We start from the raw sequence: 22,349 nt of genomic DNA, 5'->3' as shown, positions 1-22,349 counted from the left end.
GCCGCGCTTTTTGTGGATGCTTGAGAACGGACTCAGGAGCCGCTGGCTTTGCCGTTCAACCAGGTGGCCAGTTCGCCGAGGGCGGCGCTTTTCTCGCGCAGGACGCGTTCGCGGCGTTCGGGGCTCCAGGTGTAGAAGCCTTGGCCGCTTTTGGCGCCGATGTGGCCGCTGTCGACTTTGCTTTTGAGCAGGTCGGAGGGTTCGGTGCGGTTTTCGAGATCTTTGTACAGGTAGCTGGCGATGGCGTAGTGAACGTCAATGCCGTTCATGTCGCGCTGTTCGAGGGGGCCGGACAGGGCGAGGCGGATGCCCAGGCTCCATTTGACGACTTCGTCAATATCCTCTGCGCTGGCGACGCCTTTTTCCAGCAGGGAGATGGCTTCGCGGGCGAGGGCGTGCTGGATGCGGTTGGCGATGAAGCCGGGGATGTCTTGACGCACGAGAACGGGGCGCTTGCCGCCGAAGCGCAGGGTGGCCATGACTTTGGCGACGGTGTCCTCGGAGGTGTCGTCGTTACGGACGACTTCAACTAGGGGGATGACGTCGGCGGGGGTGAAGAAGTGGGTGCCGACAAAGCGGTCGCGGCGCTGGACGGCGCTGGCGATGGCGTTAATCGACAACCCGGAGGTGTTGGTGGCGAAGAGGGTGTGCGCGGGGCACAGGGTGTCGAGCGTGGCGAAGATGCCGCGCTTGAGATCGAGGTTTTCGGGGACGGCTTCGATGACGAGGTCGCTGGTGGCGGCGGCTTCGAGGCCTGGTTCGAGGCGGATGCGCTGGATGGCTTGCTGGACTTGGCCGGGGGCGTAGACGTTTAGCTGGCGTTCGATGGTCTTCAACGCGCGCTCGAGGGCGCCTTCGACGGGGTCAATCAACACGACGTCGAGTCCCTTCGAGGCGAACAGCGCGGCAATGCCGCTGCCCATGGCGCCTGCGCCGATGACGGCGAGATTCTTGAGGGGAGTGTCCATGATGGCTCGCTTGGTGCTTGCGGCTGCTGCTTGCAGGCGGGCACGCGGGGACCAGGGGTGATGCTGTCTCGTCCGGGGTGCCTTTCTGTGCGCGGCTTGGCCAGAAAAATCTTTGTGTTCTATATACGAACATTTGTGCGTGTATAGAATTTCTGTGGGGGATAGTACTAAAAGTTGCTGGGGGTGGACAAATGGGGGATTCGCGGTGTTCGGTGGGTGGACGGTGGGTGCGGTCGGGAGCTGGCCGCGGTATACGGGCCGAAGTAGGTTGGTGGGCTGATGCTTGTGATGCGGTGAAGGGCGCTGATCTTGTCAGGTCGGCTGCGGGCTTGCGGTGGGCGGGGTTCTTTTGACGCCCGGCACGTCGTCGGCCTGGGGTGCGCGGGGCTACGATTGCGGTCCGGAGCCTTCGCTCCGGACTGCCCCGTCGTCATCGTCGTTGTCGCCTCCGGCGACTGCCTTCCGATTCCCTCGGGCGCATCTACACGCCCCGCGCACCCCAGGCCGACGACGCGCCGGGCTCGGTGGATTGAACTTCGCGGTCGCTGGGTCGAGCGGGTTCTTGAGATTCTTATCTCGGCCGACGCGGGTTTGAAGCATCTTGCGATGCCCGCCCCGCGACGGCCGCGCGGGCGGCCTGGCGGGGCTTACGCGGTGTCTTGCGTTGGTGTGATGACGCTTCGCGATTGCGGGGCAAGTGAATCAGCGAAGTGGCTGCGAAGCGCCGCCTGAGTCTTTCTATGGGTGGTGGGGGGCGGGCTCAGCCTGCGGCAGGATTTCGTCGTCGTCCGCGCGATGGCAGACCACGCATAGTTTGTTGCCGTCGGGGTCGCGGAAGTAAGCACCGTAGTAATGCGCGTGATACTCGGGTCGCAGGCCTGGCGGGCCCTCGCAGGTGCCGCCGTTCTTCAGCGCGCGTGCATGGGCCTGGCGTACCGCCTCTCTGGTGTTGGCCATGAAGGCGACCATCTGACCGTTGCCCGGTTCATGGGGCTGGCCGTTGTGCGGCCTGCTGATGGCGAAGTAGGGGCGTTGCTGGCCGGCGCCTTGCCAACCCGCCCATGGCCGGTCTCGTTCGCAGAAGCGAGATTCGACGCCCAGAATCTCGAACAGGGCGTCGTAAAAGCTCAGGGCGCGGTCGAAGTCGGTGATGCCGACGAAGATGTGCGAGAACATTTTTTGCTCCTGGGCTTGCCGCCTATCCCGAATTCCGCAGCCCCGCCGCGATCCCGTTGATCGTCAGGTGGATCGCGCGTTGCACGCGCTTGTCGACCTCTGCGTTGGGATTCTTCTGCACCGCGCGATGTCGCCGGATGAGGTCAACCTGCAGGTAATTCAGCGGGTCGATATAAGCGAAGCGTTCGCGCAGGGCGATCTGCAGCGTGGGGTTGTCGGCGAGCAGTTCGCGTTGCGTCAGCAGTTTGAGCATGGCGAGCGTGCGGCCGTGTTCGGCGCTGATGGCGCCGAAGATGCGTTCGCGCAGGGCGCGTTGGGGGACGAGTTGGGCGTAGCGGGCGGCGATGGCGAGGTCGGATTTGGCCAGGACCATTTCCATGTTGGAGAGCAGGGTGCGGAAGGCGGGCCAGTCGCGGGCCATTTCGCGCAGTTGTGCAAGGCGGCCGCGGCGCGAGCGGGGGGCGTCGGGGGCGCCGGTTTCGAGATAGGCCTCGATGGCGGAGCCCATGCCGTACCAACCGGTGAGCATGAGGCGGCATTGGGCCCAGGAGAAGCCCCACGGGATGGCGCGCAGGTCTTCGATGCGCTGGCCTTTCTTGCGGGAGGCGGGGCGTGAGCCGATGTTCAGGCCGGCGATTTCGCTGATGGGGGTGGCGGCGAAGAAGTAGTCGGCGAAGCCGGGGGTGTCGTAGACGAGGCCGCGGTAAGTGCTTTGCGCGGTGTCGGACATGAAGGACATGGCGGGGCCGTGGTGGGCCATGTGGGCGTCTTCGGCGCTGGTGGCTTCGGCGCGGGGGGCCAGGCTGGATTCGAGGGTGGCGGCGATGAGGAGTTCAAGGTGCCAGCGGCCGACTTCGGCGTCCTTGTACTTGCTCTGGATGACTTCGCCCTGTTCGGTCAGGCGGATCTGGCCGGCGACGGTGCCGGGGGGCTGGGCGAGGATGGCGTCGAAGCTGGAACCGCCGCCGCGTCCGACGGAGCCGCCGCGGCCGTGAAAGAGGCGCAGGCGGACGTTGCGGGCGGAGAAGACGTCGACGAGTGCGCGTTCGGCCTGGTAGAGCGACCAGTTGGACGTGAGGAAGCCGCCGTCCTTGTTGCTGTCGGAGTAACCGAGCATGACTTCCTGGGCGCCGTTTTGCGCGAGCTTTACGCGCTGGCGGATTTCGGGCAGGTCGAGCCAGGCGGCCATGATGTCGGCGCCGCGCTGCAAGTCGGGGATGGTTTCGAAGAGGGGGACGACCATGAGGCCGTCTTCGGGGGGGATGTCTTGCCCGGCGGGGGCGATGAGGCCGGCCTCTTTCTGCAGGACCATGACTTCGAGCAGGTCGCTGAGCGTTTCGGTGTGCGAGACGATGGTCTGGCGCACGGCCTGTTTGCCGTAGCGGGCGCGGCCGGCGGCGGCGGCGCGCAGGACGGCGAGTTCACGGGTGGTGTCTTCGGAGTAGGCGATCCAGGGGGAGGCCAGGGGGCGTGCCTGCGCGAGTTCAGTGCGCAGGAGGTCGACGCGTTCTTCTTCGGACAGCGCGAGGTAGTCGAGGGGTTTGCCGTTGTGGGTGACGCCGGCGCGCGAGAAGAGTTCGGCGAGCGCGGCTTCGTGGACGTCGGAGCTTTGGCGCAGGTCGACGGTGGCGAGGTGATAACCGAAGACTTCGATGGCCTGCTGCAGGCCGGACAGGCGCAGCTTGGCCAGCGGGGCGCCGTGATGGGCGCCGAGTGACGCGGCGATGACGGCGAGGTCGGCGGCAAGCTCTTGGGGCGCGTCGTAGGCGGGGGCGGCGACGGTGCTGCGGCGGGCGAGGTTCTGGCCGGTGAGCCGCAGCGCGGTGGCGGCCAGGCGGGCGTAGATGCCGACGAGGGCGCGCCGGTAGGGTTCGTCGCGGCGGTGCGGGGAGTCGTCGCCGCTACGCTCGGCGAGCGCGAGCAGTTCGGGGTCGGCGGCGATGAGCAGGGTGGTAATGGAGAGTTCGGCGCCGAGGGCGTGGACTTCCTGGAGGTAGTGCTCGAAGAGGACGGTGGCCTGGCGCAGCAGGGCGCGCTCGAGCGTGGTGGCGTCGACGTTCGGATTGCCGTCGCGGTCGCCGCCGATCCAGCTGCCCATGCGCAGGAAGGGTTCGAGCGGCGGCGGCGGGGCGGCGAAGGGCTTGGCGGATTCGCGGTTGAGCAGCTTGGAGAGGTCGCCGTAGAGGCGCGGGATGACCTGCAGGAAGGTGCTGCGATAGTAGGAGAGCGCGTTCTCGATTTCGTCGGCGACGGTCAGGCGCGTGTAGCGCAACATGCGGGTCTGCCACAGGGTGGCGACGCGGCCGAGCAGGGCGGTGTCGAGTTCGGCGAGCTCGTCGGGGGTCAACTGGGCTTCGCGTTGGGCGAGGGCGGTGGAGATTTCGCGGTGGACGTCGAGGGTGCTTTTGCGCTGGACTTCGGTGGGGTGCGCAGTGAGGACGGGCATGACGCAGGCCTCGGCCAGCAGGCGGCGGATGCGCGCAACGCTGACGCCTTGTCCGCCAAGGATCTGAATGGCTTCGCGCAGGCTGCCGCGGGCGGGCGTGCCGTCGGTGAGCGCGCGGGCGCGCTGGCGGCGGTTCTGGTCGCGGTCTTCGGCGATGTTGGCCAGATGCAGAAAGTAGCTGAAGGCGCGGGCGACGGAGTTGGGGTCGCTACCTTGCAGGCGCTTGACGCGTTGTTCGAGCAGTTTGCTGTCGGCGTCGTCGCCTTCGCGGCGGAATTTGACGGCGGTGCGGCGCAGGGTCTCGATGGTGTCGAAGACGCGCTTGCCTTCGCATTCTTCTATGACCTCTCCTAACAACCGGCCCAACAGCCGGATATCGTGACGCAAGGGTTCTGCGGAATCGGACTGCGTGCGCTTGGCATTCATCGTGCGGGGATCCGTCTGACGGCGGTTGGAAGGGGATTAAATCGAAGCGGGCGTTGCGGGCAAACCTTGAAAATGATCGGTCGATTTTACGCAGCGTTCCTTACGGGGGAGGCGGTTTGCTCGGTTAAAGTGCGGGGTATCCCTTCGTTATTCCAGAAGCCCCCTTTATGCAAAATCATCAACGTCGCGCGCTCGTGCTGTTTTCGGGCGGGCAGGATTCCACCACTTGTCTCGCCTGGGCGCTGGAACGCTATGCGCACGTGGAGACGGTGGCGTTCGATTACGGACAGCGCCATCACATCGAACTGTCGGCGCGGCTGAATGTGCTGCGCGAGATCCGGGCCAATTTTCCGGACTGGGCGGCGCGGTTGGGCGAGGACCATCTGCTGGACCTGAAGGTGCTCGGTCAGGTGGGCGATACGGCGATGACCAGCGACCGGGCGATCGAGATGCAGGCGAATGGCTTGCCGAATACGTTCGTGCCGGGACGCAATCTGCTGTTTCTGACGCTGGCGGCGGCGCTGGGGTATCGGCGGCAGTTGGATGTGCTGGTGGGTGGAATGTGCGAGACGGATTTTTCCGGGTATCCGGATTGCCGGGATGACACGATCAAGGCGCAGCAGGTAGCGCTGGGTCTTGGACTTGGGTCACGGGTGACGATCGAGACGCCGTTGATGTGGATCGATAAGTCGGAGACCTGGGCGTTGGCTTATGCGCTGGGGGGTGATGCGTTGGTGGAGACGATCGTCGAGGAAAGCCATACGTGTTATCTCGGGGAGCGGGGGGCTCGGCATGATTGGGGCTATGGGTGCGGGGAGTGCCCGGCTTGCAAGCTGAGGAAGATCGGGTGGGAGAAGTGGGTGGTGGCTTCTGCGGCTGAGGGGTGAGCTGCCGGTTATTTTCTGGTGCTTGGAATGTGGAAGCGCTGACGGTTTTGCGTTGGTTTGTGGCTTGATGATCTGGGCGCTTTGCTTGTCCGGGGTTGATTCTTAGGACGTCCGGTTTTTTCGACCTGGGGTTCGTTCTCGGGATGTCCGGTGTTTCGACGGCCTGGGGTTGGTTCTTAAGACGCCCGGTGTTTCTACTGGCTGGGGCTGGTTCTTAAGACGCCCGTCGCGTCGTCGGCCTGGGGCGCGCGGGGCTACGATTGCGGTCCGGAGCCTTCGCTCCGGACTGCCCCTTTGTCATCTTCGTTGTCGCCTTCGGCGACTGCCTTCAGATTCCCTCGGGCGCATCTACACGCCCCGCGCACCCCAGGCCGACGACACGCCGGGCTCTGGTGGTTTCAGCTTGGCGGGCGCTGGGGCGAATCGAGTTCTTGAGGTTCTTGCCTGCTGTTGTGCGGGTTTGAAGCGTCTTGCGGGGCCCGCCCCTCGGCGGCCGCGCGGGCGGCCTGGCGGGGCTTACGCGGTGTCTTGCGTCCGGCGATGACGCTTCGCGCATGGCTGCGGTGTATTTGGGTATCTGTCACCGCCTAGAGCCGCGCCAGGTGTGCGCTAGGTGTCTGACACCCTACAGAATCGCCCGCCATCTTGCGCCGTCGCCTCTTGGGTGTCTGACACCGACTCAAGAACGCCGCCGCTCAAACACCATCCCGCGCCGCCGGCACCACACTCGGCGGGACGGCCGCCGTTATCGCGGCCTCCTTCACCCGGCCGATGAACTTCCATCTCAGCGTCATCGCCGCCGCAGCAATGATCGCGGCCAGCGCGGCGGACACCATCATCGCTGCTTTCGCGCCCTGCCACTCGATAACGAACGCATAAGCAACAGGCGCCGCAGCGGTGAGCAGAAAACTGGGAATCAGCAACGCGCCAACCAGCGCGCCGTAACTGCGGAAGTCAAAAAGCGCGAGCGGCAGGGTCCCGCGGGTGATGGTCATGAGGCCGTTGCAGGCGCCGTAGAGCAGCGTGTAGGCGGCGGTGGCGTAGAGGTTGCCGCCGGGGACGAGGGCGAGCAGGAAGCACAGCGGGAGGGCCAGGGCCACTGCCAGGTTGAGCGTCAGCGGATGAAGGCGGGCGCCGACGAGGACGTCGCCTAAGCGGGCAGCGAATTGGCCGATGCCCCAGAGCGAGGCGACGCTGACCGCGGCGGCGGTGGCCAGGCCCAGGCCGGTCAGCAGCGAGAAAAGGTGCGCGGCGTTGCCGGCTGCCAGGAAGTTGGTCAGCATCGCCATGACGGCGTAGAGGGTGCCGGCCAGGCGGCGTTCGGCGGCGGTGCGGGTGAGGCCGGTGGCGGCCTTGCCGGGGTCGGCGGTTGACGCGGTGTAGCGGCGGCGGGGTAGGGCCAGGTAGAGGGGGATGGTGGCGAGGGCGAGGGCGGCGTAGCACCAGGCGGCGCCGCGCCAGCCAAGCCATTCGGCCAGGAAGTGGCCGACGGGCCACATGACGGTGGATGCCAGTCCGCCGAAGAGGGTGATCTGGGACATGGGCCGGCGCGCGGCGGGGCCGGCGGCGCGGGCTAGCGCGGCGAAGGCGGCGTCGTAGAGGCACAGGCGCATGCCGACGCCGAGCGCGGCCCAGGCGGCGAAGTAGAGCGTGTGCGAGTGCGTGATGGCGAGCAGGGCGCAGCCGAGTGCGGATAGCGTGGCGCCTGCGGGCATGACGAGGTGGCCGCCCCAACGGTCTACCGCGGCGCCAGCGGCGGGGGAGACGAGGGCCATGACGACGATGGCGGCGGAGAAGCCGCCGTAGACGGTGGCGGTGCTCCAGCCGAGGTCGGCGGTCATGGCCGGGCCGAGCGCGCCGATGAGGTAGAAGGTGACGCCCCAGCCGATGAGCTGGGTCAGGCCCAGACAGATGACGGCGCGGGCGCGGATCATGGGCGTTGCGGGGGCGTGGTGTCGCCGTCGCCGAGGCTGCGCTGCATGAGGACGGTGTCGCGCCATTCGCCGTGCTTGTGGCCCACGGACCGCAGGGTGCCGACGGGGTGAAAGCCCTGGCTGGCGTGCAGGGCAAGCGAAGCGGCGTTGCGACTGTCTCCGACGACGGCAAGCATCTGCCGCCAGCCGGCGGCGGTGCAGCGCTCGACCAGGGCGGCGAGCAGCTTGCCGCCGATGCCGAGGCCGGCGCGGCCGGCCTTGACGTAGACAGAGTCTTCGACGGTGTGCCGGTAGGCGGGGCGCGGGCGGTAGGGGGTGACGTAGGCGTAGCCGACGACCTCGCCGTTGATCTCGGCCACGAGGTAAGGCATTTCCTTTTCTAGGACGCCGGCGCGGCGCTGGCGCATTTCGGCGATGGAGGGCGGCTCGAGTTCAAAGGACGCGGTGCCGTGCTGCACGTGATGCGCGTAGATGGTCTTGATGGCGGGCAGATCGGCTTCCGCGCTGTCGCGGATGAGGACGGTGGGCGAATGGGGCGACATGGAAATGGCCGGAGATTTAGTAGGCAATCGGGTGTGCAAGGCGCCGCACCAACGGACACATGAGTTGGGAGGTGTCCGAGGGTGGGAGTACGCAGGGCCGATCGAAAACGCCAGTGTGGGGCAAGGTGATTCATTAATAAAGCTTTGGTCTATTATGATTTTCATAAGCAAAACTATGGTGAATCCATGCGCGGCTTGAATCTGGACCACCTGCGCACGTTTGCGCAGGTCATCGAACTGGGCAGTTTTTCCGCGGCCGCCGAACGTGGGGGTGTGACGCAGCCCGCCGTCAGTCTGCAGATCCGTCAACTGGAGCGGCGTTTCGGGCTGAAGTTGGTGGAGCGCGTGGGACGCCGCGCGGGGCCGACGGCGGCGGGGCGGGAATTGCTGGCCCATATCCGCGTGATCGACGGCGCGATCGCGCAGGCCGAGCAGGCGATGGCGTCGCATGCGTCGCAGGTGTCGGGGCGGATCCGGCTTGGCACGGGCGCGACGGCGTGCACCTATCTGCTGCCGCCGGTGCTGGCGGATCTGCGTCAGCGGTTTCCGGCGCTGGACATCGTGGCCAGCACGGGCAATACGGCGGACATGCTGCGCGGGCTGGAGGCCAATACGTTGGATATCGTGCTGATCACGCTGCCGGCGCCGGGCCGCATGTTCCAGGCGACGCCGGTGATGGAGGACGAGTTCGTGGCGATCTTTCCTTCGCGCGATCCGGCCGCCATCCCTGAGGTCGTGACGCCGCAGTCGCTGGCGCGGCTGCCGCTGGTGCTGTTCGAGCCGGGCGCGCGCACGCGGCGGCTGGTGGACGACTGGTTCGAGGCGGCGGGCGTGGCGGCCAAGCCGATCATGGAGCTGGGCAGCACGGAGGCGATGAAGGAGATCGTGGGGGCGGGGCTGGGCTGCGCGGTGTTGCCCCGGCTGGCGGTGTCGGGCGCCGGACGGCGTGACGCGCTTGAAGTGCGTTCGCTGACGCCAAGGCTGTCGCGCGATCTGGCGATCGTCCTGCGACGCGACAAGCCGCTCAGCCGCGGGCTGCGGCATTTGCAGGACGCGCTGCTGGCGTTGGGGGGGCGGGCGTCATGACGGCTTCACGCAGGTCCGGCTCGACTCGTATGGCGCCTTCGATCGCGACGGCTTCTACCGTTTCTACGGCCCGAACGACGCGTACGACTCCTACGACCAGTACGACTCCTTGGGTCGCTGCTGCCACTACGCTGCATAAGACCCGGATGGCCCGTACGAGCCATACGACCCGACCCCTCGCCGAACCCGATCTCTATCCCTACGAATCCTCGCGCCGGCCGCTGGCGGGGCTGGCCATCGACTATCCCGACGGTCACCGGGTCAAGCGACACCGCCATCGGCGCGGCCAGCTTGTGTACGCGATGTCGGGCGTGATGGTGGTGGATACGGACGCGGGCATCTGGGTCGTGCCGCCGACGCGCGGCGTGTGGGTGCCGGCGTGGGTGTCGCACGGCATTCGCATGAGCGGCGAACCGCGCATGCGCACCGTTTTCGTCGAGCCGGGGGCGGCGGCACACCTGCCGGCGCAGTGCTGTGTGCTGTCCGTGTCGCCGCTGCTGCGCGAATTGATGGCGGCCGCCGCCGAGGTGCCGCTGGATTGGGAGCCGGACACGCGAGACGGGCGGCTGATGATGCTGCTGCTGGATGAGTTGCGCCAGGAACCCGTGCTGCCGCTGCATCTGCCGCAGCCGTCGGAGCCCCGGCTGGCGCGCATCTGCCGCGCCATCGTGCGCCATCCGGAACGGCAGGACGGGGCAGCGGACTGGGCGCGGGAATTGGGCGTGGATCCCAAGACGGTGCACCGGCTCTTCGTGCGCCACACGGGTATGACGTTCGGCCGCTGGCGCCAGCAGGCAAGGCTTTTGGCGGCGATGGAGCGGTTGGCGCGGGGTGATCGGGTGCTGGATGTGGCGCTGGACTTGGGGTACGAAAGCCCCAGCGCATTCGCAGCGATGTTCCGCAAGGCGCTGGGGGAGTCGCCCAGCGCTTTCGCGGCGCGCGGCGTGGCTTCCGCCTGATGGCCGCCGGCGGGCCGGCTGGTGGCCGGCCGACCGCCGCGCGTCCGTTTCCAGGGCGCGCACGGGCGGCCGGGCGCGGAAGCAGCGTATTATTTAGCGTTTTGCCGCCCACGCTAACAGCTACAGCCTGAGACAGATCATGCCGCACTACCGCTCCCGCACTTCGACCCACGGCCGCAACATGGCCGGCGCCCGCGCCTTGTGGCGCGCAACCGGCATGAAGGATGGCGACTTCGGCAAGCCGATCATCGCCGTGGTGAACTCGTTCACGCAGTTCGTTCCGGGCCACGTGCATCTGCGCGACCTGGGCGCGCTGGTGGCCAAGGAAATCGAAGCCGCCGGCGGCGTCGCCAAGGAATTCAACACGATCGCCGTTGACGACGGTATCGCCATGGGTCACGGCGGCATGCTGTATTCGCTGCCGTCGCGCGAACTGATCGCGGACTCGGTGGAATACATGGTCAACGCGCACTGCGCCGACGCCATGGTCTGCATCTCGAACTGCGACAAGATCACCCCGGGGATGCTGATGGCCGCCATGCGCCTGAACATCCCGGTCGTGTTCGTGTCGGGCGGTCCGATGGAAGCGGGCAAGGTCAAGTCGCCGACCGACGGCAAGGTCATCGCCAAGATCGACCTCGTCGACGCCATGATCAAGGCCGCCGACCCCAACGTGTCGGACGCTGAAGTGGCCGAAGTCGAACGCAGCGCCTGCCCCACGTGCGGCTCCTGTTCCGGCATGTTCACGGCCAATTCGATGAACTGCCTGACCGAAGCCATCGGTCTGGCGTTGCCCGGCAACGGCACCATCGTCGCCACGCACGCCTGGCGCAAGGGCCTGTTTGAACAGGCTGGCCGCCTGGTCGTGGACCTGTGCCGCCGCTACTACGTCGAAGAAGACGAATCGGTCCTGCCGCGCAACATCGCCACCAAGAGCGCGTTCCAGAACGCGATGGCGCTGGATGTGGCGATGGGCGGGTCGACCAACACCGTGCTGCACTTGCTGGCCGCGGCACAGGAAGCCGGCGTGGACTTCACCATGGCCGACATCGACCGCATCTCGCGCAAGGTGCCGTGCCTGTGCAAGGCAGCGCCTGCCACCGACAAGTACCACATCGAAGACGTGCACCGCGCTGGCGGCATCCTGGGCATCCTGGGTGAACTGGCGCGCGCCGACCTGCTGGATCTGTCCTGCGGCAACGTGCACAGCGGCACGCTGGGCAACGCCATCCAGAAATGGGACGTGGCCGGCGACGCGGGCGAAGAAGCCAAGAAGTTCTACCGTGCAGCCCCCGGCGGCATCCCGACCACGGTCGCCTTCAGCCAGGACGCCACGTTCCTGACGCTGGACACCGACCGCAAGACGGGCTGCATCCGCAGCAAGGAAAGCGCCTATTCCAAGGACGGTGGCCTCGCCGTGCTGTACGGCAACCTCGCTGAAAAGGGTTGCATCGTCAAGACGGCCGGCGTGGACGAATCGCAGTGGGTCTTCACGGGCCGCGCGCGCGTCTTCGAAAGCCAGGACGACGCCGTCGAAGGCATCCTGGGCGACAAGGTCGTGGCGGGCGACGTGGTGGTGATCCGCTACGAAGGCCCCAAGGGCGGCCCCGGCATGCAGGAAATGCTGTATCCCACGTCCTACCTGAAGTCCAAGGGCCTGGGCAAGACCTGCGCGCTCTTCACCGACGGCCGCTTCTCGGGCGGCTCGTCGGGCCTGGTGATCGGCCATGCCTCGCCGGAAGCGGCGGAAGGCGGCACGATCGGTCTGGTCGAAGAAGGCGACACGATCGAGATCGACATCCCCAACCGCAAGATTCACCTGGCCGTTTCCGACGAGGAACTGGCCCGCCGCCGCGCCGCCATGGACGCGCGCGCCGACGGCTGGGAGCCGGTGGGCCGCGAACGCGTGGTGTCGCAGGCGCTGCAGGCATATGCGGCGCTGGCCACGTCGGCCGACCGCGGCGCGGTGCGCGATCTGTCGCAGCTCAAGCTCAAGGGCAAGCGCTGATCGGTTGATGGCGAGTTGTTGTGAAAGGCGGCGCACTTGGTGCGCCGTTTTTTTTTCAGCTGACGATATTCGATGCGCATCTTGCTGTTGCCTGCATCGCGAGAGCGAGGATCAATTACAGCTTGCACATTGTATTTTTGAAATACAACTTATGAGTTGTATTTGATAAATACAGCCTAAATTGCGTATTCCAGTTTTACAACCTAGAATCTGTAAACCTCACCTTCAAGGGCTGGCATGTCCGATTTCACCGTCCGCACGGCGGACCAGCTTCCCGCCTTGCTCCGGGCCTTCCGCAAACAGGCGGGCATGACCCAGGCTGAGGCTGCCCTGCGTCTTGGCGTCACGCAGCAAACGCTTTCGGCGTTTGAGCGCAACGCCGGCAAGCTTGGCGCTGACAGGTTGCTGGAGATCCTCGGCATCCTGGGCGTGGAAGTTGTGTTGCGGCAACGGGAAAAATCCTCCGCGTCCAAGACATCGGCCACACCGGATTGGTAGCCATGGGCCGACGATCGCACCACCGCGCTCTGGATCTCTGGATGAACGGGGACTTCGTGGGCGTCTGGAGCGTCCAGCCCCAGATCGGCGAGACGCTCCAGTACGACGAGGCATGGACTGCCTCGGGCCGGGGGCGGCCACTTTCGCTTTCGCTCCCCTTCACGCCGGGCAATCCGCCGCATCGCGGACAGATCGTGCGCAGCTATTTCGAGAATCTGCTGCCCGACAGCCAGAACATTCGCGAACGCGTCGCGCGGCGGTTCCAGGCGGGTTCCACTGATGCGTTCTCGTTGTTGGCCGAAGTTGGTCGGGATTGTGTGGGCGCTGTTCAGGTCATGCCCCGCGGCGTGGCGCCTGACCCCGTGACGCAGGTCGACGCCATTCCCCTCAGCGATGCGCAAGTGGCCCAGGCGCTGCGCAGCACCCTGACTCCCGGACCTTTGGGCGGGCGCAATGCGGACGCCGATGACGGGTTCCGCATCTCGATCGCCGGGGCCCAGGAAAAGACGGCCATGCTGTGGCTCGATGGGAGTTGGTGCAGGCCTCACGGCGCCACGCCGACCACGCATATCTTCAAAATGCCGCTCGGCCTCGTCGGCAACCTGAAGTTCGACATGAGTCATTCGGTGGAGAACGAGTGGCTGTGTTCCGAGATTCTCCATGCGTACGGGCTGCCGGTGGCGCGCACCCAGCCGTTGATGTTCGAAGACATGAAGGTGCTGGCGGTCGAGCGGTTCGACCGCATGTGGTGGCGCAACGATGACGGCAAGCGCTGGTTGATCCGCCTGCCGCAGGAAGACATGTGCCAGGCGACGGGCACGCCGCCGCATCTGAAGTACGAATCCGACGGCGGCCCCGGCGTGCGCAGCATCATGAAGCTGCTGGCCACCTCGCGCGAGCCCGATCGCGACCGGCGCACGTTTTTCCAGTCACAAGTCCTGTTCTGGATGTTGCGCGCCACCGATGGCCACGCAAAGAACTTCAGCATTTTTCTGCGGCCCGGCGGCGCGTACGAGCTCACGCCGCTGTACGACGTACTGTCTGCCTATCCCGTCATCGGTACCGGCGCCAACCAGCTGTCGCCGTTCAAGGCACGCATGGCCATGGCTGTGCGCTCGAAGAACACCCATTGGCTCATGCGCGACATCCTGCGGCGGCATTGGCTCGCCGTCGGTGCGGAACACGGTGTCGTGGCGCCGGACGGCCGGGGCGTGGAGGCGGTGGTCGACGACCTGGTTTCGCGTACGCCGCAAGTGGTGCGCGCGGTGCGAGACATATTGCCGCCCGTGTTTCCCGAGCACGTGGCCGATACCATCCTCCAGGGCCTGCAAGCCGCGGCCGACAGACTGGCGGGATAGCCAAGGCGTGCATGCGGCACGGCGCTAGATGCCTCGGAATGAGAATAATTGCTATTATTCGCGTCTTCCCGATCTTCGCCCGGCTCGAATGTCTGCATCGCTCAAGCGCAAGCAAGGCTGGCTCGCCCATTACCGCGAGTTGCTTGGCGCATGGCGCAACAAGAACTCGCCGGATGGCGAGGATGCCGTTCAGGACGTGGCGGTGAAGCTGCTTGAACGCGGCATCGTGGATATCGAGGAACCGCGCGCGTATCTGGTGCGCGGCGTCTCAAATGGCGTGATCGACCAGCACCGGCGCCGTGCCATCCTGCCGGTGCGGGCAATCGATGAGCTTGCCGAGCGTGAGCATCCGACGGTGGCGGACGGGCAGTCCGCGTACTACGCTGGCGAACTGTTGACGGCGCTGATGGCGGCGCTGCAGGAGCTACCGCCTGCCTGTCAGCGCGTCTATCTGCAGCACCGGCTGGAAGGCTGGACCCATGCCGAGATTGCGGCGGATATGGGTATTTCGCGCAGTATGGTCGAAAAGCACATGATCCGTGCGCTGCAACACATCGGTGAAAGGCTGAAGCAGCATGCGCCGTCCGATTAAGATGATTTCCCGATGACCCGCCAAGACGAATCCTCCGCCGACGAACTGCGTGCCCGCGCGGCGCACTGGCTCGCGCGTGTCCAGTCGGGGGAGGCTACGCACGACGAGATCGACGCCTGTGCGTCATGGCGTCGCGCCCACCCCTTGCACGACGAGGCATATCGCAAGATCGAATATCTGTGGCGGGCCACGGATCAGTTGCCGCAAGACGAGCTGCGCGCCATGCTGGCCGCCAGCCGTGCCGCGACAAGCGGTGCGCCAACGCCGCGCCGCCGCGTATTCGGATGGGCGGCGGCCGCGTGCACGGCGGCTGCGGTGGCGGCGGTGGCAGTCCCCCTGCTCAACAGCGAGGCGCCGTCCTACCGCGCGGCTTTTCAGACCCAGGCCGGCGAACGGCGCGAGGTGACACTGCCGGATGGATCGGTCGTCAGCCTGAACGTGAACACGCGCCTGGAAGTCGCCTTCTTTGAAGGGCGACGCGATATCACGCTGACGTCGGGTCAGGCTTTTTTTGCCGTTCAGCACGATGGCGAGCGCCAATTCGTCGTGCATGCGCCGGCGGTGACCGTGACCGTGACCGGTACACGCTTCGACGTGCGCTCGGACGATTCGCGGGTGGCGGTGGAGTCGGGTTCGGTGCAGGTCACCACGGGTCGCTGGTGGAACCGGGCCGAGCGTCAGCTCATCGCCGGGCAATCGGTCGAACGTGACGGAGATGGGCTGTTGAGTGCCGCGACACCCGTTCAGATCGAAAACCTGTTGGCGTGGCGGCAGGGCAAGATCGTATTCCGCAATGCGCCGCTGGCGCAGGTGGTGGCCGAGATGAACCGCTACCTGGAACATCCCGCCAAACTCGATGCCCCCGCGCTGCGCGACTATCGCGTGGCCGGCGTTTTCAGTATCGATAAGCCGCAAGACATTCTGGCCGCCTTGCCGGCCGTTGCGCCGGTTCAGGTACGCCCACTGGCCGGCGGCGGCGCAGTCATTGTGCCGCGCTGACAGCGGCGCCTCCCCATTGCTCCATGCGCAAGTCCCTGCCGGACCGCGGACGCCGCGCGCGGCCATAATCGGCACGGTTACAAAATAGTTTTCATTTGCGTTGAGGTGTTTGCCGCGCCCGCTCGTTTGTTCCTACGAGGGGGCGTGCGTTGCCATGCGGCGCGGGCTCCGGGAGAACCTTGGCCAAGGGTTGTGGCGCATAGACGCCGGTTTGATTGATTGGAACGGAACACCGTGAATACCGAAGTTGCAAGCCGCACGAGCGCGTTACGCACGCCCTTCGTGCTTGGCACCCTTTCCCTGTCATTGGCCCTGACGCTGGGTGGCGCGCCGGCAGGGGTGCAGGCTCAGACGCCCGCCGCGCACATCAGCATCGCAGCCCAACCGCTGGAGCAGTCGTTGCTGCAGTTGGGGAGGCAGACCTCGTTGCAGATCTTCTTTGCCCAGGACTTGGTCGCAGGCATTCAGGCGCCGGCCGTGTCCGGCGCGCTGCCCCCCGAAGAGGCGTTGCGCCGTCTGCTTGCGGGCAGTGGCCTGCAATATGACCGCCGGGGCGACACGGTCACCTTGTCGCGCCCACCGGCCGCCCAGGCGACGCAGCTCGAGCCGGTAACGGTGGAAGGGCGCAACCTGCTGACCACGGAAGGAACGGGCTCCTACACGGTGCGCGCAACCACTGCGGCGACCGGACTGCGGCTGTCTCCGCGAGAAACGCCGCAGTCGGTGAGCGTGGTGACGCGCCAGCAGATCGAAGACATGAACCTGACATCGCTTGGGGAAACGTTGAAAACGGTCACGGGCCTGGTGACGACGTCATCCGACATCGATCGCACCGATATCCATTCGCGTGGCTTTTATGTCGACAGCTATTCCTACGACGGCATGCCGGTGTCCACGCAAAACGATTTCTTCGGCACGTCGAACTTCGATCCCATTCTTTACGATCGCGTCGAAGTCGTGCGCGGCGCGACCGGTCTGATGACCGGCACCGGCAATCCAGGCGCATCGGTCAACGTGGTGCGCAAGCGCGCCACGAGCAAGGAGTTCACGGGCGCGGTCAGCTTGGGCATCGGGTCCTGGGATGACCGCCGTGCGACGGTGGATCTGTCCACGCCGGTCAACGCCGATGGCTCTGTGCGGGCCCGGGTGGCGGGCATGATGGAAGAGCGCGATTCGTATCTGGACCGTTACCACACGCGCAATCAGGCCTTTCTGGCCACGGTAGAGGCCGACGTGACGGCCAACACCACCGTGCGCGTAGGCTTCGAGCACCAGAACAAACGGCCGACCGACGTGACGTGGGGCGGACTGCCGATGCTGTACAGCGACGGCTCGCCGGCAAGCTGGCGGCGCAGCTTCAGCATCGGGGCCGACTGGACGCGCTGGAGCACTACCAACAACACGATCTACGCCTCGGTGGAGCACCAGTTCGACAACGGCTGGAACATCACCGCCAACGTCAGCCGGCTCGACAGTGAATACGATTCCAGGCTGCTGTATCTGATGGGGCAACCGGATCGCGATACCGGAATGGGCCTGAACGTCTGGCTGAACCGCTCGCACCAGGAGTTCGATCAGAACAGCGCTTCGATCCAGGCGGGCGGGCCGTTCGAATTGTTCGGACGCCAGCATGAAGCCGTGTTCGGCCTCGTTGGCAGCAGGTCCACGCTGCGCTATGGCAACTATCCCGCCCTCAATACCAGTCCCGTGGGCAACATATTTGAATGGGATGGCTCCTACCCGGATCCGGGTTGGGGCGAATTCAATACCCTGGGCAAGAACAAGACGCGCCAGACCGCGGCATACGGCGCGCTGCGCCTGTCGGTCACGGATTCGCTCAAACTGATCGTCGGCGGCCGGCAGAATCGTTGGGTGCGTGACAGCGGCGACGACGAGCTGCGCAGCACGGAGTTCACGCCATACGCCGGCGTGGTCTACGACTTCAACGACACATACACCGGCTATGTCAGCTATACCGACATCTTCCAGCCGCAGGCATATCGCGACGCCAGCGGCAGGTATCTGGATCCTGTCCAAGGCAAAAGCTACGAGACGGGCGTGAAGGCCGACTATCTCGACGGCCGGCTCAGCACCTCTTTCTCGGTGTTCCGCATCGAAGAGGACAACGTGGCCGAGCGCGATGGCTCGCGCTTCGTCGATGGCACGTCGGAGTTCGCCTATCGCGGCGCCAAAGGACTGACCAGCGAAGGTTTCGAGTTGCAGGCGTCGGGCGAAGTGAATCCGGGATGGCAACTGACGGCGGGCTTCTCCCGCGCGCTGGTGCGCGACGCGGAGGGCAAGCGGTTCAACACGTACCGCCCGCAGAATCTTGCGCACCTGTTCACGACCTATCTGGTGCCGGGCACCTCGGGCAAGTTGACGGTGGGCGGAGGCGTGCAATGGCGCAGCGGCGTGTACATCGACCAGACGACGTCGGCAGGCGTGAAGGCCCGGCGTGAACAGGGCTCGGTGATGCTGACCAGCGTGATGGCGAATTACCGGTTCACGCCGAATCTGTCGGCGCAGTTGAATATCAGTAACCTGTTCGACAAGAAGTACTTCGATCTGACGGGCGACGGGCAAGGGTTCTATGGATCGCCGCAAAAAGCGATGCTGACGGTAAAGTACGCCTTCTAAGCCGGATGAGGTTTTGGTGTGGAGCGCTGCCCGCTATTGACTACCGGGCTGGCAGCGCCGGGCGCTTTTTGGGGATGGGCCGACGATGACGAACCGATAAAATCCCCCAATCTCTTCCCGGGTCCCGAAATCATGTCCCTGAACTCCGACGCCTTGCGCCTCTTCCTCGGCGTGGTCGACGCCGGGTCGTTGAGCGCCGCCGCCGAAATGCTCGGCCAGACCGCATCCGGCGTCAGCCGTGGCCTGCATCGGCTTGAAGAGGACCTGGGCGTCACGCTGCTGAACCGGACGACGCGCCGCATGGAGCTGACCGAAGAGGGCCGGCATTTCCTGCCGAAGGCGCGCCAGATCGTGGCGGCGCTTGAAGAGGCCGAGGAGTGCATGCGCATGGTGCATCAGCGGCCTGCGGGCCGCTTGCGTGTGGACGCGTCGGTGCCGGTGATGCTGCACTGCGTGGTGCCGCACGTCGCCGAGTTCCGGCGTGCGTATCCGGAGATCTCGCTGGAACTCACCAGCAACGACCGCATTGTGGACCTGATGGAGCATCGCACCGACGTGGCGCTGCGCATGGGGCCGCTGACCGATTCCACGCTGCATGCGCGCACGCTGCGGCCGTCGCCGCGCTGGATGATGGCTAGTCCCGATTACATCGCGCGGCGTGGCGCGCCGCGCACGGTGGAGGATCTGGCGGATCACGAGGTGCTGGGTTTCACGCAGCCGGAAAGCCTGAACCTCTGGCCGCTACGTCATGCCGGCGGTTCCAGCTTTCAGGCCACGCCGACGCTTGCAACGTCCAGCGGCGAGACGCAGCGGCAACTGGCGCTGCGCGGCGTCGGCATCGCGTGCCTGTCGGATTTTGTCGTGCGCGAGGATATCGCGGCGGGGCGGCTGGTGAAAGTGCTGGAAAGCGAATACACCGATCACCTGCAGCCGATGCACGCGGTGTATCACCGCAACACGCAGCTGTCGCGGCGTATCGCGTGTTTTCTGGATTTTTACGCGGGCAGGATTTGAGGTGATGCGCGGGTGTCAGACACCTCAGTGGAGGGTGTCTGACACCTGTGGACAACTGCTACGCGTGCAGCGCTCTTCCAAACGCCGCCAGCACCGACTCGTGCAGCGTTTCCGACAGCGTTGGGTGGGCGAACACGGTGTGCATCAGGTCTTCTTCGGTCGCTTCCAACGACGCCGCCACGCCATAGCCCGTGATGAGCTCGGACGCCTCCGGGTGAATGATGTGCGCGCCGAGCAGTTCGCCTGACTTGGCGTCGAACACCGTCTTGACCAGGCCCTGGTCCTCGCCCATCGCGATCGCCTTGCCGTTGCCGGCGAAGGTGAACTTTCCGACGCGGATTTCGCCGCCAGTCTTCGTGGCGTGTTCACGCGCGCGGGCTTCGGTCATGCCGATGCTCGCGACCTGCGGGTAGGAATACGTGCAGGCGGGAATGCGCAGCGGATCGATGGCGTGCACGGGCAGGCCGGCGATGGCTTCGACGCACAGCACGGCTTCGTGGCTGGCCTTGTGGGCAAGCCATGGGGCGCCGGCCACGTCGCCGATCGCGTAGACGCCGGACTCGCCGGTGCGGCACAGGTCGTCGGTGACGATGTGCGTCTTCTCGACCTTGACGCGCGTCTTCTCCAGTCCCAGATTCTCAACGTTGCCGACAATGCCGGCGGCGACGATGACGCGGTCGAAGGTCTGTTCGAGCTTCTTGCCCTCGTGCTCCAGCGTGACCTTGACGCCGTCGGCCGTGGTGGACGAGGCCGTCACCGCGCAACGCGTCAGCACGCGGATGCCTTGCTTTTCAAAGGCCTTGCGCGCCAGCTGCGAGATCTCGGCGTCTTCCTGCGGAAGAATCTCCGGCGTCATGTCGATCAGCGTGACCTCGGCACCCACCGCGCGATAGAAGCTGGCGAACTCGGCGCCGATGGCGCCCGCGCCCACGACCAGCAGTGACTTCGGGATCTCGGTCGGCACCAGCGCCTGCCGGTAGGCCCAGATGCGCTCGCCCACGGGCAGCGCCGGCAGGTCGCGGGCGCGTGCGCCGGTGGCCAGGATGATGTGCTTGGCCGACAGCGTGGCGCCGTCGTCCAGCGCCAGCTTGCCGGACCCGGCAAGCCTGGCGCTGGCGGCGAACACGGTGACGCCATTCTTTTTCATCAGATGCGCCACGCCTTGGCCCAGCCGGCCGGCCACCTTGCGCGACCGGGCGACCATCGCGGCCAGATCCGGGCGCGCCTCGCCCGCACCCGTCACGCCGTAGTGCGCGGCCTCGCGGCAGGCGCGCAGCACGGTGGCGCTGTGGAGCAGGGTCTTCGTCGGAATGCAGCCCCAGTTCAGGCAGATGCCGCCCAGTTCGGCGCGCTCGACCAGCGCGACCGACATCCCCAACTGCGCGGCGCGGATCGCGGCCACGTAGCCGCCCGGTCCGCCGCCCACCACAACCAGATCAAAACTCGTCTTCGTCATGGCGGGGCTCACAGCAGGATGCGCACAGGGTTTTCGATCAGCGCGCGGAAGGCGGCCAGCCAGCGTGCGCCGACCGCGCCGTCCACGACGCGATGGTCGGCCGACAACGTCACCGTCATCACGGTGGCGGCAACCAGCTGGCCATCGGCGTCCACCACCGGCCGGCGTTCGGCCGCGCCGACGGCCAGGATGGCGGCCTGCGGCGGATTGATGATGGCGGCGAACTGGCTGATGCCGTACATGCCCAGGTTGCTGACCGTCAGCGAGCCGCCGGTGAACTCCTCGGGCCTTAAGCGGTTGACCTTGGCGCGCTTGGCCAGTTCGACGATCTCTGCCGCGACGGCGGACAGGGACTTCACGTCGGCGTCGCGCACGATGGGCGTCACCAGGCCGCCGTCGGTAGCGACCGCCACCGAGATGTCGGCGCCCGCGTGGTATTCGATGTCGTCGTCGTGCCAGGACGCGTTGACCTCGGGCACCTCGCGCAGCGCCAGCGCGGCGGCGCGGACGATGAAGTCATTGACCGACAACTTCACCGCGCCGCCGTGGTTGGCCTGCGCGCGCAGGGCCAGCAGCGCGTCCATGCGGCAGTCGACCGTCAGGTAGAAGTGCGGCACGTGCTGCTTGCTTTCGGTGAGACGGCGCGCGATGGCGCGGCGCATGCCGGTGTGCGGCACGCGGCGCGAGGCCGGCCGGCCAGCGGGGTGGGCGGAAAGTGGCGCGGCGGCAGGCGCTGCGGCCGGCGCACGGTCGCGCGCGGCTTCAACATCGCGCCGCACGATGCGGCCATGCGGGCCGGTGCCGGTGACGCCCAGCAGATCGACGTGCCATTGCGCGGCAAGGCGCCGGGCGACGGGGCTGGCGAAGAGCCGGCCGCCGGGGACGGCTGCGGTCGAGGATGCGGCGTGCGCGGCTGCGTTGCCGGCTTGCTGCGGGGCGGCAGCAGACGCGCCAGACGGCGATCCGGCGGCCGGTGTCCCGCCAGTCGACGCTGCACTACCCGCCGTCGAAGCACCCGTTGCCTCGCCAGCAGCGGACCCAGCAGCCGACCCCGCTGCAACGGCCGCACCACCGTGCTCAGCCAGCGCACGATCAATCGCCGCCGCGTCTTCACCATCCGCGATCAGCACGCCGATCACGGTGTTGATCGGCACCGACGCCGGCCCGGCCTGGACCACGATGCGGCCCAGCACGCCGGCCTGTTCGGCGTTGATCTCGACGATGGCCTTTTCGGTTTCGATTTCCGCCAGCGCATCGCCAACGGCAACGCGGTCGCCTTCCTGCTTGAGCCACTGATGCAGGATGCCGCCCGAGGCGTCGGCGGCTACGGATGGGAGTTTGATGAGGGTTGCCACGATGTTCT

At 66.3% G+C, this 22,349-nt stretch carries 17 protein-coding genes; 10 read left to right on the top strand and 7 right to left on the bottom strand.

Translation table 11 applies throughout. The features are described 5' to 3' along the window. Positions 1-32: 32 nt before the first annotated feature. The 3 genes from AC6CIE_RS24915 to ppc form a co-directional block, all read right to left on the bottom strand. Positions 33-968 carry a 3-hydroxyacyl-CoA dehydrogenase family protein gene (locus AC6CIE_RS24915; protein WP_498094440.1) on the bottom strand — a complete coding sequence of 312 codons (936 nt, stop codon included), beginning with the start codon at positions 966-968 and terminating at the stop codon, positions 33-35. 738 nt (positions 969-1,706) lie between these two features. Beyond that, positions 1,707-2,144 (bottom strand): VOC family protein, encoded by a 438-nt coding sequence (locus AC6CIE_RS24910; RefSeq protein WP_498094438.1) that lies wholly within the window; start codon positions 2,142-2,144, stop codon positions 1,707-1,709. A gap of 22 nt (positions 2,145-2,166) precedes the next feature. Next, complete coding sequence (gene ppc, locus AC6CIE_RS24905) at positions 2,167-5,016, bottom strand: phosphoenolpyruvate carboxylase (RefSeq protein ID WP_498094436.1); 2,850 nt, start codon at positions 5,014-5,016, stop codon at positions 2,167-2,169. Between the two features lie 167 nt (positions 5,017-5,183). Here ppc and queC point away from each other — a divergent pair, with 167 nt between their 5' ends. Then, entirely contained in the window at positions 5,184-5,903 is a 720-nt protein-coding gene (queC, locus tag AC6CIE_RS24900) for a 7-cyano-7-deazaguanine synthase QueC (protein WP_105240947.1), read from the top strand. A 695-nt stretch (positions 5,904-6,598) separates the two neighbouring features. On the opposite strand, the gene AC6CIE_RS24895 is transcribed toward queC, so the two are convergent. Both AC6CIE_RS24895 and AC6CIE_RS24890 read right to left on the bottom strand, forming a co-directional pair. Further along, positions 6,599-7,837, bottom strand: coding sequence for an MFS transporter (locus AC6CIE_RS24895; RefSeq protein WP_498094434.1), 1,239 nt, complete (start codon positions 7,835-7,837; stop codon positions 6,599-6,601). Then, positions 7,834-8,379, bottom strand: coding sequence for a GNAT family N-acetyltransferase (locus AC6CIE_RS24890; protein WP_175122177.1), 546 nt, complete (start codon positions 8,377-8,379; stop codon positions 7,834-7,836). Before AC6CIE_RS24890 ends, AC6CIE_RS24895 begins: the two co-directional genes overlap by 4 nt. 186 nt (positions 8,380-8,565) lie before the next feature. Here AC6CIE_RS24890 and AC6CIE_RS24885 point away from each other — a divergent pair, with 186 nt between their 5' ends. The 9 genes from AC6CIE_RS24885 to AC6CIE_RS24845 all read left to right on the top strand — a co-directional run bounded on the left by AC6CIE_RS24885 (position 8,566) and on the right by AC6CIE_RS24845 (position 19,530). Beyond that, on the top strand, positions 8,566-9,465 hold the full coding sequence (locus AC6CIE_RS24885; RefSeq protein ID WP_191578806.1) for a LysR family transcriptional regulator: 900 nt from the start codon (positions 8,566-8,568) through the stop codon (positions 9,463-9,465). 146 nt (positions 9,466-9,611) lie between these two features. Beyond that, entirely contained in the window at positions 9,612-10,424 is an 813-nt protein-coding gene (locus AC6CIE_RS24880) for an AraC family transcriptional regulator (protein ID WP_239215165.1), read from the top strand. Positions 10,425-10,563: 139 nt separating this feature from the next. Next, complete coding sequence (gene ilvD / locus AC6CIE_RS24875; protein ID WP_175184871.1) at positions 10,564-12,432, top strand: dihydroxy-acid dehydratase; 1,869 nt, start codon at positions 10,564-10,566, stop codon at positions 12,430-12,432. A 237-nt stretch (positions 12,433-12,669) separates the two neighbouring features. Continuing rightward, positions 12,670-12,930 carry a helix-turn-helix transcriptional regulator gene (locus AC6CIE_RS24870; RefSeq protein WP_175139537.1) on the top strand — a complete coding sequence of 87 codons (261 nt, stop codon included), beginning with the start codon at positions 12,670-12,672 and terminating at the stop codon, positions 12,928-12,930. 2 nt (positions 12,931-12,932) lie between these two features. After that, positions 12,933-14,288 (top strand): type II toxin-antitoxin system HipA family toxin, encoded by a 1,356-nt coding sequence (locus AC6CIE_RS24865; RefSeq protein ID WP_498094432.1) that lies wholly within the window; start codon positions 12,933-12,935, stop codon positions 14,286-14,288. A 28-nt stretch (positions 14,289-14,316) separates the two neighbouring features. Continuing rightward, positions 14,317-14,880 carry a sigma-70 family RNA polymerase sigma factor gene (locus AC6CIE_RS24860; protein ID WP_498094430.1) on the top strand — a complete coding sequence of 188 codons (564 nt, stop codon included), beginning with the start codon at positions 14,317-14,319 and terminating at the stop codon, positions 14,878-14,880. Between the two features lie 12 nt (positions 14,881-14,892). Further along, positions 14,893-15,879, top strand: coding sequence for a FecR family protein (locus tag AC6CIE_RS24855; protein ID WP_498094428.1), 987 nt, complete (start codon positions 14,893-14,895; stop codon positions 15,877-15,879). 234 nt (positions 15,880-16,113) lie between these two features. After that, positions 16,114-18,516, top strand: a complete 2,403-nt coding sequence (locus AC6CIE_RS24850) for a TonB-dependent siderophore receptor (RefSeq protein WP_498094426.1) — start codon at positions 16,114-16,116, stop codon at positions 18,514-18,516. A 132-nt stretch (positions 18,517-18,648) separates the two neighbouring features. Then, on the top strand, positions 18,649-19,530 hold the full coding sequence (locus AC6CIE_RS24845; RefSeq protein ID WP_498094424.1) for a LysR substrate-binding domain-containing protein: 882 nt from the start codon (positions 18,649-18,651) through the stop codon (positions 19,528-19,530). Between the two features lie 58 nt (positions 19,531-19,588). Here the strand turns inward: AC6CIE_RS24845 and lpdA are convergent, their stop codons facing one another. Beyond that, positions 19,589-20,986, bottom strand: coding sequence for a dihydrolipoyl dehydrogenase (gene lpdA / locus AC6CIE_RS24840; RefSeq protein ID WP_498094422.1), 1,398 nt, complete (start codon positions 20,984-20,986; stop codon positions 19,589-19,591). Positions 20,987-20,994: 8 nt separating this feature from the next. Beyond that, a complete protein-coding gene (locus tag AC6CIE_RS24835; RefSeq protein WP_498094420.1) occupies positions 20,995-22,341 on the bottom strand; it encodes a pyruvate dehydrogenase complex dihydrolipoamide acetyltransferase in 1,347 nt (448 codons plus the stop codon). Positions 22,342-22,349 lie beyond the last annotated feature (8 nt).

This window comes from Achromobacter sp. GQ309 (assembly GCF_059759315.1).
This window is presented reverse-complemented; position numbering and strand designations above follow the sequence as displayed.